The organism is Pedobacter frigoris (genome assembly GCF_032678645.1).
GTDB lineage: Bacteria > Bacteroidota > Bacteroidia > Sphingobacteriales > Sphingobacteriaceae > Pedobacter > Pedobacter frigoris_A.
The window spans coordinates 492,637-510,116 of sequence record NZ_JAVTSP010000004.1; the positions used below are offsets into that span (position 1 = coordinate 492,637).

Here is a 17,480-nt window from a genome sequence, read left to right on the forward strand (position 1 = left end):
TTTTATTTCGAATTTTTTGCAAAATTACGTTTTATACTGTTAATATTAAAGTTTGAAACTTAGATTAATTATCTGGCCATTTTAGGCTGAAATTTAATAGGCTTCAATTTATCATTAAATCGTTAGCTTTGCCAGGAATATTATGTTGTCTATTTCGGAAATAAAGGAACTGCTGGCTACGCCGCAAAAAATAGTAATTACTACACATCATAAACCCGACGGTGATGCAATGGGCTCATCATTAGGGTTATATGCTTATCTGATTCAGATGGGACATCATGTCAAAGTGATTACTCCTACTGATTATCCTTATTTTTTACATTGGCTCCCGAACAATTCTGATGTGATCATTTATACTGAACAAACAGAAGAAGCGGCTAGATTGGTTGAAGAGGCGGCAATGATTTTCTGCCTGGATTTCAATACCCTAAGCAGAATAAACGAATTGGGAGAATTGGTAAGGGCTTCGGCGGCTTATAAGATCATGATTGATCATCATCTGGAGCCGGAGGACTTTGATGATTATCGTCACTGGAGCATCAATGCCTGTGCCGCAGCACAACTTGTCTATGAGTTTATTGTAAATGAGCTGCAAGATGGGAAACGCATGAATAAGGATATTGCAACTTGCTTATATACAGGTATTATGACGGACTCTGGTTCTTTCCGTTTTCAGTCGGCAGATTCAGCTGTGTACAGAATTGCTGCAGATCTGATTGATCTGGGGGCTGAGCATTGGAGGATCCACCAATTGGTGTATGACAATGCGACGGAAAACCGTTTGCGCTTTCTCGGCCATTGCATCAGTAACAAATTAGAGATACTAAGAGAATTCAATACGGCTATAATTTCGGTGACAAAAGAGGAATTGCGGGAATTTAATATAGTTACGGGAGATACAGAAGGTATAGTGAATTATGCGCTTTCTGTAAATGGGATTAGGCTCGCTGCATTTATTATTGAAAGAACTGATAAAGTTAAATTATCTTTGCGCTCCACAGGGGATTTCCCTGCTAATGAGATTTGTAAGAAATATTTTAACGGAGGTGGTCACAGGAACGCTGCCGGTGGATTTTCTGATAAAAACTTAGAAGATACAATACAAGAATTTAAAACGATATTAACAGAATATAAAACTCAATTATTACAATAAACCACATGAAGAAAGGTATAATAATTCTTTTCGCGGCTACACTTGGATTAGCTGCTTGTAACAACTACAAAAAAGGACCTGGAGGTCTGATGTATCAAATCCACAATGATGGTGGTAAAGAAAAAATTAAGGAAGGTGACATCGTTAAATTGAATTTCATCCAGAAAAATGAGAGAGATTCAGTGATGTTCAATACTTATGATATGGAGCAGCCTCAAATATTTCCTGTAGGCAAAAAAGTTTATGCAGGTGATATGAATGATGTTCTTTATTTGTTCGGTGAAGGTGATAGTGCTACGTTCAAGTTGAACCTGGATACTATGGCTAAACATTCTGGTCAGCCAAAACCACCGCAAAACGCAAAAGATACTTATATCGTATTTACTGTTAAAGTAGAAAAAGTATTGAAGAAAACTGCAGGTGAAGCAGATTCTACTTTCCAAAAGAAAGCTCAGGAGGTTTTCCAAAAAGACTACCAGGCTGATGTAGCTAAGAAAAAAGGTGCTGAAGCAGGTAAGATTAAAAACTTCATCGAAGACAAAAAATTAAAAACTCAAACTACTGCTACAGGTTTACAATATGTAATCACTAACCCTGGAACTGGTCCAAAACCTGTTTTGGGTGACACGATTATGTTGAACTATACAGGAAAATTGTTGACTAAAAAAGCTGATGGTTCTGAGAAAATATTTGATACTTCTATCGAGAAAGTAGCAAAAGATGCTAAAATCCACAACCCTATGGCTCAATATGCACCTCGTCCATTTACTATCGGTAATGCAATTCCAGGATTTGACGAAGGTTATCAATTGATTGGTAAAGGTGGAAAAATCACTTTGATCATTCCTTCTTCATTAGGTTATGGTGAGGGTGGTCAGCCTCAGGCTGGTATCACTCCTTTTTCTCCTTTATGCTTTGAAGTAGAAATCGTAGACATTAAAAAACCTAAAGCAGCACCAGCAGCTCCAGCGACAACTCCGGTAGCTCCTGCGCCAGCAGCAAAAAAATAAAGTTTTCCGCGAAGCGGATAGCAAGAATAGAACCCTGTAAGGTATGTGCCTTACAGGGTTTTTTTTATTAACTTCGCCCATGCTTTTAACGGATACCCATACGCATCTGTATTATGAAACAGATGAGGAAAAACTCGCTCAGCTGATGCAGCGCTGTTTTGATAACCAGGTAGAGAGATTGTTTCTCCCGAATGTAGACGTAGCTTCTATAGCCAGTATTGAAGGCTTGGTCACTAAATACCCTAACAATTGTTTTGCGATGGCCGGACTACATCCTTGTGATGTAAAGGAAGATTATGAACTGGTACTAGATGAAATTTGCCAGAGTATAGTCGATCGTAATATTTATGCTATTGGTGAAATCGGCATTGATCTGCATTGGGATAAAACCACGCTGGAGATTCAAAAGATAGCCTTTAAAGAGCAGATTAAATGGGCAAAGGATCTAGATCTTCCTATAGTAATTCATTGCAGGGAAGCGTTCGATGAGATTTTTAAAGTTCTGGAAGCTGAAAAAGGCCCGGATCTGAGAGGAATCCTTCATTGTTTTACAGGAAACCTGGATCAGGCGAATAAGGCCATTGAGCTGGGGTTTTATCTGGGCATAGGAGGGGTTGTGACTTATAAAAAAGCCGGCCTTGATGAAGTACTGAAAAACATCCCGATTTCTAAAATTGTATTGGAGACTGACTCACCTTATTTAGCCCCGGTTCCGTTCAGGGGTAAGCCAAATGAGAGCAGTTATTTGGTGCATATTGCGGAGAAAGTAGCTGAAATCTATAACATCAGTGTAGAGGAGGTAGCTAACATTACAACCGCTAATTCTAAAATCATCTTTAACATCTGATAATGACTAACATACTGATTATATATACTGGCGGTACAATAGGAATGGTGAACGATCCTAAAACGGGGGCACTTATTCCATTTGACTTTAAGCAGATTCAGCAGAATGTTCCTGAATTGGGACGTTTAAACTATAATTTGGATGTGTATTCTTTCGATCCGATTCTGGATTCTTCCAATATGACTCCGGAAATTTGGGCTGATATTGCTAAGCTAATCAGAGATAAGTATGATGATTTTGATGGTTTTGTGATTCTGCATGGATCTGATACCATGGCGTTCACTGCTTCGGCATTGAGTTTCATGCTGGAAAATCTGAGTAAACCTGTAGTACTTACCGGGTCCCAGTTGCCAATTGGCGAGATCAGAACAGATGCTAAGGAAAACTTGATTACCGCACTGGAAATTGCCGCCACGAAAAAGAAAGGTAAGGCGATGATACCAGAAGTTTGTATATATTTTGATTATCAGCTGTTTAGAGGTAATCGTTCTATTAAATATAATTCAGAGAAATTTGAGGCTTTTCGTTCCCCGAATTATCCAATTCTTGCTGAAGCTGGAGTAACTTTGTCATTTTTTAATAATTACATTCTGCCCCAGCCTTTGGAAGACTTCAAGGTCCATCTTGAACTTAATCCCAATATTGGTGTATTGAAACTTTACCCGGGTATTTCACCTCAGGCAGTGAAGGCCATTACACTTTCTTCTGTTGATGCAATAGTTATGGAGACATTTGGCTCAGGCAATACAACAACAGCTGAATGGTTTACGGATTGTTTGGAGGAAGCCATTAAAAACGGGAAAATTATTGTTGATATCACACAATGTCAGCGCGGATCAGTAGAGTTAGGAATGTATCAAACGAGTAAAAAATTACAGCAAATGGGTGTTTTGAGTGGTTATGATATGACTTTTGAAGCAACTACTACGAAGCTGATGTACCTGATGGGACAGGGTCTGGAGAAAACTGAAATTGCAAGATTGATTGAAAAACCTTTGAGAGGGGAATTGACTGTTTAAAGTAAAAGTTGGAGTATGGATTTTCTGCTGAGAGATTATAATATTAATTTTGTGTCTAAATAACGAATAGGGTGATGAATATTGAACAAATTTATACAGGATGTTTGGCAGAAGCTGCCTATTATATTGAAAGTAATGGGGAGGCTGCGATTATCGATCCGCTGAGAGAAGTGGAGCCTTATCTTAAAAAAGCATTGAAAGATAATGCCCATATAAAGTATATTTTTGAAACTCATTTTCATGCTGATTTTGTGTCCGGTCATGTGGATCTGGCAGAGAAATCAGGCGCCGAAATCGTGTATGGACCAACTGCGAATACAACTTTCAAATCTCATATTTCTAAAGATGGGGAACAATTTAAAGTTGGCGACTTAACCATCACGGTTTTACATACTCCTGGTCATACCCCGGAATCTACTACCTATTTACTTGCCGATAAAGATGGGAAGCCCTATTGTATTTTCACTGGCGACACTTTATTTATTGGAGATGTGGGCAGGCCGGATTTGGCACAGCAGGGTTCATTGACGATGGAGGACATGGCTGCTACATTATATGATTCTTTGCAAACCAAAATATTAACCCTTCCGGATGATGTGCTGGTTTATCCCGCTCATGGTGCAGGTTCAGCTTGCGGAAAAAACATGAGTAAGGAAACCTTTGATACCCTGGGTCATCAAAAGGAAGTGAATTATGCACTTAAAGCAGAAACGAAGGAGCAGTTTGTAATGGAAGTAACGGACGGGATACTACCGCCGCCTCAATATTTTGCGAAAAATGCAGCAATGAATAAACATGGCTATGAAAGCTTTGATGATGTTTATGAAAAAGGATCTAATCCTTTATCTGCCGAAAACTTCGAATTGATGGCAAATCAGACCGGAGCTTTGATCCTCGATACAAGAGATCCTCAGGTGTTTGCTAAGGGATTTATACCCTCTTCGGTAAACATCGGACTGAATGGGCAGTTTGCGCCCTGGGTAGGGTCGTTAATTACCGATTTGAAACAGCCCTTGCTGCTTATCGTGGAAGAAGGTAAGGAAGAGGAGGCGATAACCAGACTGGCACGCGTAGGTTATGACAACACAATTGGTTATTTAGAAGGGGGCATCGAAGCCTGGAAAACTGCTGGTAAGGACGTAGATACTGTTAAGTCTATATCTGCTGCTGAATTTGAAGGGATTGTAAATGAACAGCCTGATATTCATGTTCTGGATGTGAGAAAGCCCGGAGAATATGAAGCTGAGCATCTGGAAATGACTGCAACCAGACCTTTGGATTATATTAACGACTGGACCGCTGAGGTGAACCCTAAGGAAACCTATTATATTCATTGTGCAGGTGGTTATCGTTCGATGATTGCAGCTTCCATACTTAAGGCAAGAGGCGTAGACAATGTGATAGATATTGCAGGTGGATATGGAGCGATTAAAACTACGGGATTAAAACGTACGGATTTTGCATGCCCTTCAAAAGCAATGAAGGTTTAGTACAACTTAGCCTTCAGAGTAGTGGAAACGAAGGAGTCTATGGCTTTTTCGACCGCGGGAATGTCTTTTGAGGTAATGTAAGAACCTAAAACATGATTGGCTCCATTTGGGATTGCTACTTTTGATTTTAATTTTGGAGGTGTACCCAGTTCATCAAACATTTTTATCATTGCATCGACCCTTACTACCGGGTCCTGCTCCAGTTCATTTTTATAATAATAAAGCAGAAGTGTAGGTTGTTTAACCTGACTGAAGGTTTCTTTATTCATGGTGGTGGCCACAAGTTCCTGGAGCTGGACTACAGATTCGAGTCTGTATTTGGTATACCAGTATTTTTTATATTCTTCAGATTTGTCGTCAACTATTCTTTCATTACCTCCCATAACCATTCTGGATATTTCCAATCCCCAGGGTTGATTGAGCAAAAACGCGAGTTTGTCATTTATAGCAATATTCGGTGAAATGAGTATAAGGCTGTTTATTTTGTCAGGATATGTTGCAGCAAGCTTAAGTGCCAGTGTGCCGCCTGTTGATGTGCCGATGAGAATTACTTTTTTACCCAGTTTTCTCCCTATTTCTACAGCTTGCTTTGCACTTTCCCATAGTCTGTCTGCCGTTGAGTATTCCATTGCTGATGTGGTGTCTACCCCATGATCGGCTAAGCGGGAAAGGTATAAATTGGCCTTTAATCTTTTTGCAAGGTGTGTATGCACAGGGTTTCCTTCTTCCTTTGATGCTGAATATCCGTGCAGGTAAACTAAAGCGTATTCCGTTTGCTGTTTAAGCGAATCGGCCCAGACTATTTCTGCCTCATTCTGAGGTTTAATTTTATGTTTGCTTTCTATTTCTTTTATAAAACGCTCAAGCTGATTGAGCTCAGGGACCGCCGGTGTGGCATCGGCATACTGCGGATGAACAGGTGTAGGTCCGAGAAAATAAACAATAATGGCTATCGCAATTAAGACTGATAGGATAATTAATGCTGTTTTCATCTTAAACTTTTTACTAAAAGTATGCTTTTAAAGGAATTTAATTTATGTTTGCACACACATTTTTTTACCTGAATGCCGGGAATAAATCAGATAAAACAACCGATAGCTGCAGACATTGCTGTATTTGAAGAAAAATTCAAATCCTCAATGCATAGTGATGCCCCTTTATTAGACCGGATTACGCATTATATCGTAAAAAGGAAGGGTAAGCAGATCAGGCCCATGTTTGTTTTCTTCGCTGCAAAACTTTGCGGTGGGATTATTGAGTCGACCCATAGGGGAGCTGCATTAGTTGAATTGTTGCATACTGCTACGCTGGTTCATGATGACGTGGTTGACAATGCTTATGAGCGCAGGGGTTTTTTCTCTATAAATGCTTTATGGAAAAATAAAATAGCAGTTCTTGTAGGAGATTATTTATTGGCAAAAGGATTATTGCTGTCAGTAAATAATGGTGAGTTTCGCTTACTGCAAATCGTTTCTGAGGCTGTAAAGCAAATGAGTGAAGGAGAATTGCTGCAGATTGAGAAGGTGAGGAAGATGGACATTAGCGAAGAGTTGTATTTTGATGTAATTCGTCAGAAGACAGCTTCTCTGATCGCTTCATGTTGTGCATGTGGTGCAGCTTCTGCGGGCGCTGATGAAGAGACGGTTGAAAAGATGAGACTGTTTGGTGAGAAGGTAGGAATTGCATTTCAGATTAAGGACGATACATTTGACTTCGGTACAGACGATGTAGGTAAGCCATTAGGTATTGATATTAAGGAGAAGAAAGTAACGCTTCCTCTGATCTATGCCCTGAACAGATGCGATAAGGCGGAGAAAAAAAAAATCATTAATCTCGTAAAAAACCATCAGGATATTCCTGAGAAAATTCAGGAGATCATAGACTTCGTAAATGCGAAGGACGGCGTTCATTATGCCAATCAGAAGATGCTTCAATACCAACAGGAAGCATTTGATATCCTACATAGTTTTGAACCGGGAGATGCGAGAACCGGTTTGGAGCAACTTGTGAGGTATACGACCGAGCGTAAAAAGTAATATATTTATTTGTGCATATCGATTGCACTATCTTTTTAACAAATCAATTTCCGGAAATCCAATATGAAAAGATTCCTCTTTTTAATTATTAATTGTATTGCAATTCTGCATGTTAGGGCGCAAGATGATTTTGGTCCGGTATTTAAGAAAATAAATACTGAAGTTCAAACCAATTCCAGGGCCTACGGGAATTTAAAAGAAGCCATTGAGTTGATAGGACACCGGCTGACTGGATCTGAAAATGGGAGAAAGGCAGAGGAGCATGCTTTTAAGCTTTTGACATCCTATGGATATGATGTGAAATATCAGCCTTTTGAAGTCGAAAGCTGGAACCGATTGACTAATGAGACTAGAGTGGGAGATGCCCGTGAGCATCTAAATAAAATAACTTCTGTTACGCTGGCCCATTCACCCGTAAAAGCTGATGTATTGGCTGAAATCATAGACCTGGGTAATGGTCTTGAAGAGGATTACAGGCTTGATTCAGCGAAAGTCAAAGGAAATATTGCACTGGTATATCTTGGGATTCTTCCAGGTTCTCCAGCGGGTACACAATCTCTGCACCGATCAGAAAAAGCAGCTATTGCCGCAAAGTATGGAGCTTCTGGTATCATTATTATCAATGGTGTAAAAGGTGGGGTATTGCTCACAGGAACTGCATCTGTAACTGGAAAGCTAATTTCTATTCCTGCTGTATGTATTGGGCTGGAAAATGGCATGAGGCTTAAAGAGAAGTTAAAAACAGCAAAGCAATTTGCGAATTTAAAAATGACAAACTTCTCTGGAAAGATTAGGGCGCGGAATGTCGTCGCGACTTTAAAAGGAAATGAGGCTCCTGAAGAAAAAATTGTTGTAGGTGCGCATTTAGACAGCTGGGATTTGGCAACAGGCGCAATAGACAATGGAATTGGTGCTTTTGGACTCATAGATATGGCGAGAACCTTTATGGTCCTGAATTTACCGTCTAAACGCACAGTGGAATTTGTATTGTTCATGGGTGAGGAGCAAGGTTTGTTGGGGTCGAAGGCTTACGTAGACGTTGCCAGGCATCTAAATAGATTGGATCAGATCAGGTTTATGCTCAATTATGACATGACTAACGATCCAAAAGGTTTTTCATCGAGCAGGAAAGAAATGAAAACTCTTTTTGGCGCATGGGGTGCTGAGATTAATAAAATTGATACTGGGTTTAAGAACCTTTTTTATACTGGCGCATGGCTGCATAGCGATCATCAGCCTTTTATGCTACAGGGAATTCCGATAGGCGGGGGGACAGGAGGAAGTTTACCTAATAACTCAGCACCTTACTATCATTCCGACGGAGATGTATTCAAACTTGTAGATGAGCAGCAACTTAAAAATACTGTCCGTTACAGTACGATGCTGATCTATGGATTGGCAAATGTTTCGGAAGTACCCGTTTCCAGACAGGAAGAGCATATACTCAGAGAATTTTTAAAAGAGAATAATCTCGAAGTTCCTTTAAAGATTGCCGGCGAATGGCGATGGTAACGTCTAAAATGTTAAAACCTGCGCGGAATATCCGCACAGGTTATTGTTGATGAGAGCTTGTATTCTAAGTTGTTATTAGTTCAGGCTTGTTCCGATTGATCTTCACAGAAAAATACATCAGACAGGCAACTGTAATGAACAGACCGATACTTCCAAATAGTAATGCAAGATCTTGAAGCTGGATAATCACATAGATGAAAATGTAGAAAATGCTGAGGATTACAGCAAATACGGCAGCGGCTTTTTTGTTGTTGAGAAAAGCCCCTATAAACGTGCTTACCAGGGCAACTGTGGAAACTGATGCTATCAGATAAGCTACAGCAAACCCAACCCGTTCTGTAAAAGATAAAAGTAGGCTATAATAGATGATCATTGCTGCGCCTATGAGTACGTATTGCAGAAGGTTTACCCTAACCTTGTTTAGCAATTCAATAAAAAACAGGGAAATAAAACTAAGAAGTATAATCAGTATCGCATACTTAGCCGAGCGTGTGGTTTTTTGATAATGATCTACAGGCAATAAAAACTTAATTCCAAACGTGGCTTTCTCTTTGTTCTGAGCCGTTAGGGCGTTGTTGCTTGCTTCCCATTGCTGTGGAAAAGGACGGCTGAAATTTGACATCTTCCAGGCGCCGGTAAAATCTTTCGATTCGGTATCGCGTTTTTCAGGAAGATAGCTGCCTGTAAAGCTTGGATTGTCCCATTTTCCTGAAACATTTACTATAGTGTTTTTCCCTAGGTGTAAAAAATTCAATTCTCCGCTGCCTCCTAATTCCATATCAACATTGAAATCTAAAGATGTATTTTTTGTAGATGTAAGATTGGTTTGTATGGCGAGGCTATTGCTGAATAGATTTTCTTTTGAATAGTCTGGCTCTGCGGTATAAAGAGAATCTCCGAGCTTGATCACAGGACTGCTTTTTAATCCCTTAAAGTCACTTATTCCAGCCGTTATTTTTACTTTACTCCAATCAATCATATCAGGATTTATTCCCGATTTCTTTAATTCAAGTTGACTAAAGTTTCCTTTTATTTTGATGTGCGTATTATATACCACCGCAGTAAATATTCCTCTCTTTCGTTCTTGTGGATTAATCTGGGTTTGAATGTTTAGATTTTCCGGAAGAATGTAAATGGTGGATGTTATTTCTTTGAAGTTTACTTTGCCTGCTGCATCCGTAACCCTTACTGAAGTTCTATAGGGAAGTTGCATAATAGGGCTTTCGATTAATTGGGAGCCTCCCCATTTTTCAGAGATTTCGCTAATTGCCTCCTCTTGTCTTTGTTCCCGTTCAGAAATGAGCGACTGAATCCAGGAGGAAGGGATTAGGAGCAAAAGCGTGAGTGCTCCAATTAGAAAGAGTTTTGCGGCTACAGAATCTTGTAGCTGACTTAAGAATGATTTCTGTTGCGGTATTTGCAGTGAGTCCATTTTGTTGTTGTTTTAAAAGTACTTTGATTTTCAAAGTAACTGGTTAAAAAAATTATTGTTTTTGTTCTTTGATTAAATTTTCAAGTGCCTGAAGGTGTTTTTTGAATGCCATTATTCCTAATTCAGAGGCAGAATAAGTAGTATTAGGCTTACGCCCGAGAAAAGATTTATAAATAGTAATGTATTCTTCTTTTTCCAGAGCTTTCAAATGAGATGCGAGGTTGCCATCAGTTACCGAGAGTAAATCTTTTAAGGAATTAAAGTCGTAGCTGTCATTGGCAACCAAAACGCTCATGATTTGTAGGCGAATGCGGTTTTCAAAAGCTTTATCGAAATGTTCTAATACTGATTTCACCTGTCGTATTTAAAATGCATAATAGAACCATAGATGATATGAAGTATTCCAAAGCCAATGGTCCAGAATACAATGCCGTAACCAGGTAACAAGGTTGCTAAAAGACCTAATACGATCTCGAGTATCCCGAGCCATTTGACATCATTATAGGTATAGTGACTGGCTGAAACCAGTGATAACCCATAGAATATCAAACAGGCAGGAGCAATGATGCCATAATACCCTCTGAATAATATAATTAGAATGAAAATGCCACCTGTGAAAAGCGGTACGGCCATATTATACAGCAGATTCTTACTTGCTGGATTCCATACATTTTGATTTTTTTTACTGGCTTTCTTTATCGTAAGCCAAATTCCGGTGATTAAGGATAAAGCCAGTACCCCCATTGCAATGAAAAGCAGTTTCCAAAGTATTTCCTGTTCTGAAATATAGTAATTACGATATCGCAGGCCGCCATGGGATCCATAAACAATGTAATACCCTAAGCCGGCACCGATAAGTGCATAAATTCCTGCCATAATTCCTGATAACCCACTTAAGGATATAAATTTGGCAGAGCGCTCCATCAGATTTCTGATAGAATTGAGCTCGGTATAAATCTCTTTGTCTTCCATAAAAGTACTTTGTTATTCAAAGTAACTTATTAATCTTTACAAATGCAATTAAATCAGAAAAATTTTAAATGATGGATACTTTAATCCCTAAATCTTTGAGCGCATTTATGGTATGATTGGAAATGCCACTATCCGTAATGATGTGGTCTACCTCTTCTATACCGCATATTCTTCCAAAACCACGCTTTCCGAATTTTGTTGAATCAGCAAGAACGATGATTTTCTGTGAAGAGTCAATCATCTGGCGATTTAAATAAGCTTCAGAGGCATTGGTAGTCGTCAAACCAAATTCCAGGTCTATTCCATCAACCCCCAGAAATAGTTTACTGCAGAACACATTGCTGAGTACATTGTCTGAGTATGGCCCCGCGACAGAAGAAGACGTTTTTCTTAGCAAGCCACCTAACTGTATAACTTCTATATTCGAGTTGTGTACAAGTTCCAGGGCTACGTTGAGAGCTGAGGTAATTACAGTAAGCGTGCCTTTGGGTTTGATACACCTGGCTAGGGCAAGAACCGTAGTACCTGATGCAATGATTATTGAATCATTGTCTTCCACAAGTTCAGCTCCAAGCGCCCCGATACGCATTTTTTCCGCTGATTGTAAATGCTCTTTTTCATTTACCGGCTTATCTACAGTATAAGGATTGTTAAGTGTGGCACCACCGTGAGTTCTAAATAACAAATTTTTATCTTCGAGGAGTTTCAAGTCCTTTCGAATAGTTACTGAAGATACATTTAATTCCTTACATAAACTTTGAACATCCAACGAGCCATTTATTTGGATTTTATTAAGAATATATTGGTGTCTTTCCGCTATGTTGATCATTCAGTTTAAATATTTGATGACATTAATATAGGTAATTTTTTCAATTGCAAAGTTAATTGTGTAACAAAAATAACGGTCAAAAATAAATTGATATTTTGTTTTTATTATAAAATATTTTTGTTTAGTTTCGTTTAGTTGTTTTTTGTTTTAAAAATGAAAGTTTTTGAAACTTAAATATGGAAATAGAAAAATAAACGAAATGGTTTTTAGCAGATCGGCATTTATAGCACGTATAGAGGAGCAGAGTGATTGGGATGTAATTATTATTGGTGGCGGTGCCACTGGTTTGGGTACTGCTGTGGATGCGGCGACCAGAGGATATAAAACGCTTTTGTTAGAGCAGTCCGACTTTGCAAAAGGCACTTCCAGCAGAAGTACTAAATTGGTGCATGGAGGGGTTAGGTATTTGGCGCAAGGAGATATTGCTTTGGTATACGAGGCTTTACATGAACGGGGATTGTTGTTGAAAAATGCTTCTCATTTAGTTAAAGATCAGGAGTTTATTATTCCATGTTATTCCATGTTTTCTAAATTCAAATACCTGATCGGTTTGAAGTTTTATGATTTGCTGGCGGGACGCAGCGGCTTTAAGAAGTCGTCATTTTTGTCTGTGACAAAGGTTCTTGAAGCTATTCCGGGGCTTAAGCCAGATGGATTGATCGGTGGTATTAGTTATAGTGACGGTCAATTTGATGATGCGCGTCTTGCTTTAAACCTGGCGCAGACATCTGCTGAATATGGTGGAGTAATATTAAACTATATGAAGGTTGTCGGTTTAATCAAAAATGGCAATTTGGTTAGCGGTGTTGAGGTTGTCGATAAGGAAACCGATAAACGGTACGCTTTAACCGCAAAAATTGTGATTAATGCAACTGGTGTATTTGTCGACGACATCCTAAAAATGGATAAACCAGCGGGCAATCCTATGGTTAGACCAAGTCAGGGTGCGCATGTTGTTCTTGATCGTTCATTTTTAAAAGGGGATAGCGCATTAATGATCCCCAAAACTTCTGATGGAAGAGTGTTATTTGCTGTTCCCTGGCATGGAAAAGTGTTGGTTGGTACTACTGATACACCTTTAAATGAGCATAGTTTGGAACCCAGGCCTCTGGATGAAGAAATTGATTTTATACTAAATACAGCAGGTAAATACCTGACGAGAACGCCATCTAAAACAGACATTCTTGCTGCTTTTGCAGGACTTAGACCTTTAGCTGCTCCTGGTAAAAATACCAATAGTACAAAAGAGATCTCAAGGAGCCATAAGTTGATTGTCAGCGATTCCGGTATGATCACTATTACCGGTGGAAAGTGGACCACTTATAGAAGAATGGCTATGGATGTGGTGAATAAAGCTATAGAACTAGGTAAGCTCCAAAATAAAGCATGCTCAACACAGAATGTTAAGATTCATGGTTATACTCCTCAGATGGACTATGGAGATTTGGGGCTATATGGAGCTGATGCCGTAGAAATAAGTAAGTTAATTAAAGAAAATCCTGCCCTGGCTGAAAAATTACATCCTGATTTTAAATATCAGAAAGCTGAGGTGATTTGGATGGTGAGGAATGAAATGGCGCGCACAATTGAGGATGTCTTATCGCGTAGAATGCGGTTGTTGTTTCTGGATGCAAGAGGGGCTTTGTCTCTTGCTCCCACGGTTGCCTATATTATGGAGGTTGAATTGGGTAAAGATGAACAATGGTCTGCATTGCAAATCCATGAATTTTCAAATTTGGTAGAACAATATTTATTGCACGCACCGAAAGAAAGAACAAGTAATATGAAGGCTACCGCATAGCGGCCTAAATTAATGCATACTTAACATAGAGTTAAAATTGCAAAATAGATATTTGCAGCAAATTAAGATGAATCGAAATGAAACGAAATGTTGCAAAGCAAAACAAAAGAACCAAATATTATAACTAGTATGAACAGAACTTTTACTCATTATCTGCAGCCCAAGAAATCGTGGAAATACCTTATAGGTATGCTTGCCATGTTACTTGTGCATTTACCTGGATTACTAATGGCAATGCCATATCCAGATAATCACATATTGTACTTTCAGGAAACCATAACATTAAAGGGAACGGTGAAGGATGATAAAGATGGTCTTGCACTTCCTGGCGCGACAATCCTGGATAACCAACGTAAAGTTATTGGTGTAACGAATGAGAGCGGTGCCTTTAATATTAAGGTGGTTAAGGGTACGGAAATCTCTTTTAATATGATTGGTTATGATGTTGTAAAACGTGTAATTAACAGCAATCAGGATCTCGCAATTCGTTTGGTGGCTTCTGAAAACCAACTCAGCGAGGTTGTGGTAACTGCTTTAGGTATTAAAAGAGAAGAAAAATCTTTGGGTTATGCTGTAACCAAAGTAGACAGCAGTCAGATTACCAATGCCGTTGCATCAAACTGGACAGATGCGCTTTCTGGAAAAGTTGCGGGTTTAAATTTGGTACGTAATAGCGGGCCGGCCGCTTCGAATAAAATTATTTTAAGGGGAGAGAATAACCTTACGGGTGATAATGAGGCCCTGATCGTGATAGATGGAGTAGTGGCGAGCAGTAGTTCCAAACGAAGTGCTGCTACCGGAGGCGGCGTCTATGGGACATCAGGTGATATTATGCCGGTAGATTTTGGGAGTGGTTTAAATGATTTAAATTCTGATGATATAGAGAGTGTTACTGTGTTGAAAGGCCCGGCTGCTTCGGCTCTTTACGGGCAAAGGGGTGCTAACGGGGCAATAGTCATAACCACAAAGTCGGCCAATAAAAATAGAAAAACTTTGGGCATCACTTTTACATCAAACAGTGCCTGGGAAGAAGTTAATCGCGGTCCGGCAAGACAGAATGAATATGGATTAGGTGCAGACGGTACTACTAGTTATCAGTTCGGAACAGGAGCTGTTAGTACTGCTTATGGCCCGGCATTCTCAGAAGGTTATATGTTTTATCAGTATGATCCTGCTACCAAAGCAAGGGGCGTCAACAAAACGCCATGGGTAGGGTACGGTGATCCGGTAGATTCATTTTTTATCACTGGGTTCGAGTCCACTAATTCTGTGGCTTTAGATGGTACCTATAAAAATGTTGGATTACGTTTGTCGGCAAATCATAGTGAAAATGAGTGGATTGTGCCAAATACAGGCTTAGACAGAACAAATGTTTCATTAAATGCCAATACCAATCTGACCAAAAAGCTAAGTATAAATTTAAAGGCACAATATAGTAACAGGCATAGCGATAACTTGCCGACAACCGGGTACGGCAATCAATCTTTGATGTATTGGTTTATATTTGCACAACCAAATATCAATACCGACTGGTACAGAGATTATTGGGCTCCAGGCATGGAAAATCGTCAATTTTCTAACCTGACTACCTCTTTTCCTGAGGGCCCGTACGCCATATCTGAGCAATATCTGAATGCGCAAAGACGTAATGGCTGGTTAGGTAACATACAGGCCGACTATAAATTTACCAACGAATTAAGTTTAATGGTACGTGCATCTGCAGATCAAAATAAAGATGTCCGTGAAACCAAACGTCCTTGGGATACTTCTTCTGGTGGAACTTTTGCACAGGGCACTTATCGTGTGGCAGATATCAAATCTTATGAAATCAGCGCCGACTTCATGCTGAAATATGATAAGAAGTTTAATAAAGATTTTAGAATGACGCTAAGTGCTGGTGGTAGTCAGATGCGTAATGAATATAACAGACTGGAGAAACGTGCCGACGGGCTTAAAGTTCCTGCGGTTTATAGCTTGGATAATGCCATTGGTCAGTTGGTTTATGTGCCAGATACATCACGGTATAGGCTAAACAGTTTTTACGCTATAGGATCTTTATCTTATAAAGATTATCTATTCCTGGATTTAACTGCCCGTCAGGATTGGAACAGTACGCTGGCTAATCCAAATAGGACCAATAGTGTTGGGTTTTTCTACCCATCAGCGAGTCTGGCATTTGTGGCCTCAGATTTTTGGAAACTCCCAAGTGCAATTAGTTTTGCTAAACTCAGAGCATCTATCGCACAGGTAGGTAGCGGTGGTAAGGACCCTTACCTTACGGCATATAATTATTTGATTGCTGCAAATGGCGTATATCCAGATAATCCAATGACTAATCCTACTGTTTTGCCAAATCCAAACCTGAATCCTTTAATGACTACAACTATTGAGTTGGGCTTGGATCTAAAGATGTTTAAAAACCGTTTAAATCTGGATCTGGCTGTGTATGCAGGTAATACTAAAAACCAAATACTTAGCCGTGTTCTCGACAAATCGACCGGCTACGACAGAGGTATTTTTAACGTAGGTCGTGTGGATAATAAGGGCATTGAATTAGCCCTGAATGCTACTCCTGTAAAATCAAAGAACTTTACCTGGACATTGAACGGTACATTTACTGCCAATCGTAATAAAATAAAGGAACTTGCAGATAGTTCTGTAACGTTACGTACCGGTGGATTTGGTAACTCAGGACAAATTGTAGCTATGGTAGGTGGAAGTATGGGCGATTTGTATGGAACTGGGTTTTTACGTTCCCCTGATGGGCAGATCATCTTCGACAGTGGTACAGGCTTTGCCAAGCCTAATGCAGATGTTCAGTACTTAGGGAACACCATGCCTAAATTCAGATTCAGTTTTGGTACAGGTTTGACATTTAAGCAATTTAGCACTAATGTTTTGTTTGATGCCCAGCTTGGTGCGGTAGGTCATTCATTTACTTTTGCCAGAATGGCGTCACTCGGTAAATCAACGGTAACCTTACCAGGCAGGTACAACGGTATTATTGGTAACGGTGTGATAGATAATGGTAACGGTACCTATCGTCCAAATGATGTAATAGCTACTGATGTTGAGGGTTATTATAACTCCATATACTACAATCAGGCAGAAGGGAGTATTTTCAGAACCGACTATCTAAAATTCAGAGAAGCTAATATTACATATGCGTTTAATAAGAGCTTGTTACAACGTATGGGTATCAGTAAATTAACGTTAGGTGTTTATGGGCGTAATTTATTTATATGGTCACCATGGCCGTCATTTGATCCTGAGTTTGGCACTTTGGCAGGATCTGATATTCAGCAGGGTTTTGAGACTGGGCAGTTGCCTTCTACCCGAACTTATGGCGTACGTTTAGTGATGGGCATTTAATTATTAT

Annotated in this window: 14 protein-coding genes; 9 read left to right on the forward strand and 5 right to left on the reverse strand. The window is 39.5% G+C overall.

What is annotated here, in order from left to right; translation table 11 throughout:
* Nucleotides 1-142 precede the first annotated feature (142 nt).
* The 5 genes from R2Q78_RS15570 to R2Q78_RS15590 all read left to right on the forward strand — a co-directional run bounded on the left by R2Q78_RS15570 (nt 143) and on the right by R2Q78_RS15590 (nt 5,519).
* Nucleotides 143-1,153 (forward strand): DHH family phosphoesterase, encoded by a 1,011-nt coding sequence (locus R2Q78_RS15570; protein ID WP_316793475.1) that lies wholly within the window; start codon nt 143-145, stop codon nt 1,151-1,153.
* A gap of 5 nt (nt 1,154-1,158) precedes the next feature.
* On the forward strand, nt 1,159-2,163 hold the full coding sequence (locus R2Q78_RS15575; protein WP_316793476.1) for an FKBP-type peptidyl-prolyl cis-trans isomerase: 1,005 nt from the start codon (nt 1,159-1,161) through the stop codon (nt 2,161-2,163).
* A 79-nt stretch (nt 2,164-2,242) separates the two neighbouring features.
* Nucleotides 2,243-3,010, forward strand: coding sequence for a TatD family hydrolase (locus R2Q78_RS15580; RefSeq protein ID WP_316793477.1), 768 nt, complete (start codon nt 2,243-2,245; stop codon nt 3,008-3,010).
* A 2-nt stretch (nt 3,011-3,012) separates the two neighbouring features.
* Nucleotides 3,013-4,029: a type I asparaginase gene (locus tag R2Q78_RS15585; RefSeq protein WP_316793478.1), complete on the forward strand. Its 1,017-nt coding sequence runs from the start codon at nt 3,013-3,015 to the stop codon at nt 4,027-4,029.
* Nucleotides 4,030-4,103: 74 nt separating this feature from the next.
* Nucleotides 4,104-5,519 carry an MBL fold metallo-hydrolase gene (locus R2Q78_RS15590; RefSeq protein ID WP_316793479.1) on the forward strand — a complete coding sequence of 472 codons (1,416 nt, stop codon included), beginning with the start codon at nt 4,104-4,106 and terminating at the stop codon, nt 5,517-5,519.
* Here R2Q78_RS15590 and R2Q78_RS15595 read toward each other — a convergent pair.
* Nucleotides 5,516-6,511, reverse strand: a complete 996-nt coding sequence (locus R2Q78_RS15595; RefSeq protein ID WP_316793480.1) for an alpha/beta hydrolase — start codon at nt 6,509-6,511, stop codon at nt 5,516-5,518. The two genes, R2Q78_RS15590 and R2Q78_RS15595, sit on opposite strands and share 4 nt — an antisense overlap.
* A gap of 72 nt (nt 6,512-6,583) precedes the next feature.
* Between R2Q78_RS15595 and R2Q78_RS15600 the strand changes: the two genes are divergently transcribed.
* Nucleotides 6,584-7,555: a polyprenyl synthetase family protein gene (locus tag R2Q78_RS15600; protein WP_316793481.1), complete on the forward strand. Its 972-nt coding sequence runs from the start codon at nt 6,584-6,586 to the stop codon at nt 7,553-7,555.
* A gap of 63 nt (nt 7,556-7,618) precedes the next feature.
* Nucleotides 7,619-9,067 carry a M28 family peptidase gene (locus R2Q78_RS15605; protein WP_316793482.1) on the forward strand — a complete coding sequence of 483 codons (1,449 nt, stop codon included), beginning with the start codon at nt 7,619-7,621 and terminating at the stop codon, nt 9,065-9,067.
* 64 nt (nt 9,068-9,131) lie between these two features.
* Here R2Q78_RS15605 and creD read toward each other — a convergent pair whose 3' ends face one another.
* From creD to R2Q78_RS15625, 4 genes are all read right to left on the reverse strand, one after another.
* Nucleotides 9,132-10,499 (reverse strand): cell envelope integrity protein CreD, encoded by a 1,368-nt coding sequence (gene creD / locus R2Q78_RS15610; RefSeq protein ID WP_316793483.1) that lies wholly within the window; start codon nt 10,497-10,499, stop codon nt 9,132-9,134.
* A gap of 52 nt (nt 10,500-10,551) precedes the next feature.
* The gene (locus R2Q78_RS15615) at nt 10,552-10,854 is read right to left on the reverse strand and encodes a transcriptional regulator (RefSeq protein WP_316793484.1); all 303 of its coding nucleotides are present in this window, start codon (nt 10,852-10,854) and stop codon (nt 10,552-10,554) included.
* On the reverse strand, nt 10,851-11,471 hold the full coding sequence (locus tag R2Q78_RS15620) for a hypothetical protein (protein ID WP_316793485.1): 621 nt from the start codon (nt 11,469-11,471) through the stop codon (nt 10,851-10,853). The genes R2Q78_RS15615 and R2Q78_RS15620 overlap by 4 nt, the downstream gene beginning before the upstream one ends.
* Nucleotides 11,472-11,535: 64 nt before the next feature.
* Nucleotides 11,536-12,300, reverse strand: a complete 765-nt coding sequence (locus R2Q78_RS15625) for a DeoR/GlpR family DNA-binding transcription regulator (protein WP_316793486.1) — start codon at nt 12,298-12,300, stop codon at nt 11,536-11,538.
* A 199-nt stretch (nt 12,301-12,499) separates the two neighbouring features.
* Here R2Q78_RS15625 and R2Q78_RS15630 point away from each other — a divergent pair, with 199 nt between their 5' ends.
* Both R2Q78_RS15630 and R2Q78_RS15635 read left to right on the forward strand, forming a co-directional pair.
* Entirely contained in the window at nt 12,500-14,101 is a 1,602-nt protein-coding gene (locus R2Q78_RS15630; protein WP_316793568.1) for a glycerol-3-phosphate dehydrogenase/oxidase, read from the forward strand.
* Nucleotides 14,102-14,230: 129 nt separating this feature from the next.
* The gene (locus R2Q78_RS15635) at nt 14,231-17,473 is read left to right on the forward strand and encodes a SusC/RagA family TonB-linked outer membrane protein (RefSeq protein ID WP_316793487.1); all 3,243 of its coding nucleotides are present in this window, start codon (nt 14,231-14,233) and stop codon (nt 17,471-17,473) included.
* Nucleotides 17,474-17,480 lie beyond the last annotated feature (7 nt).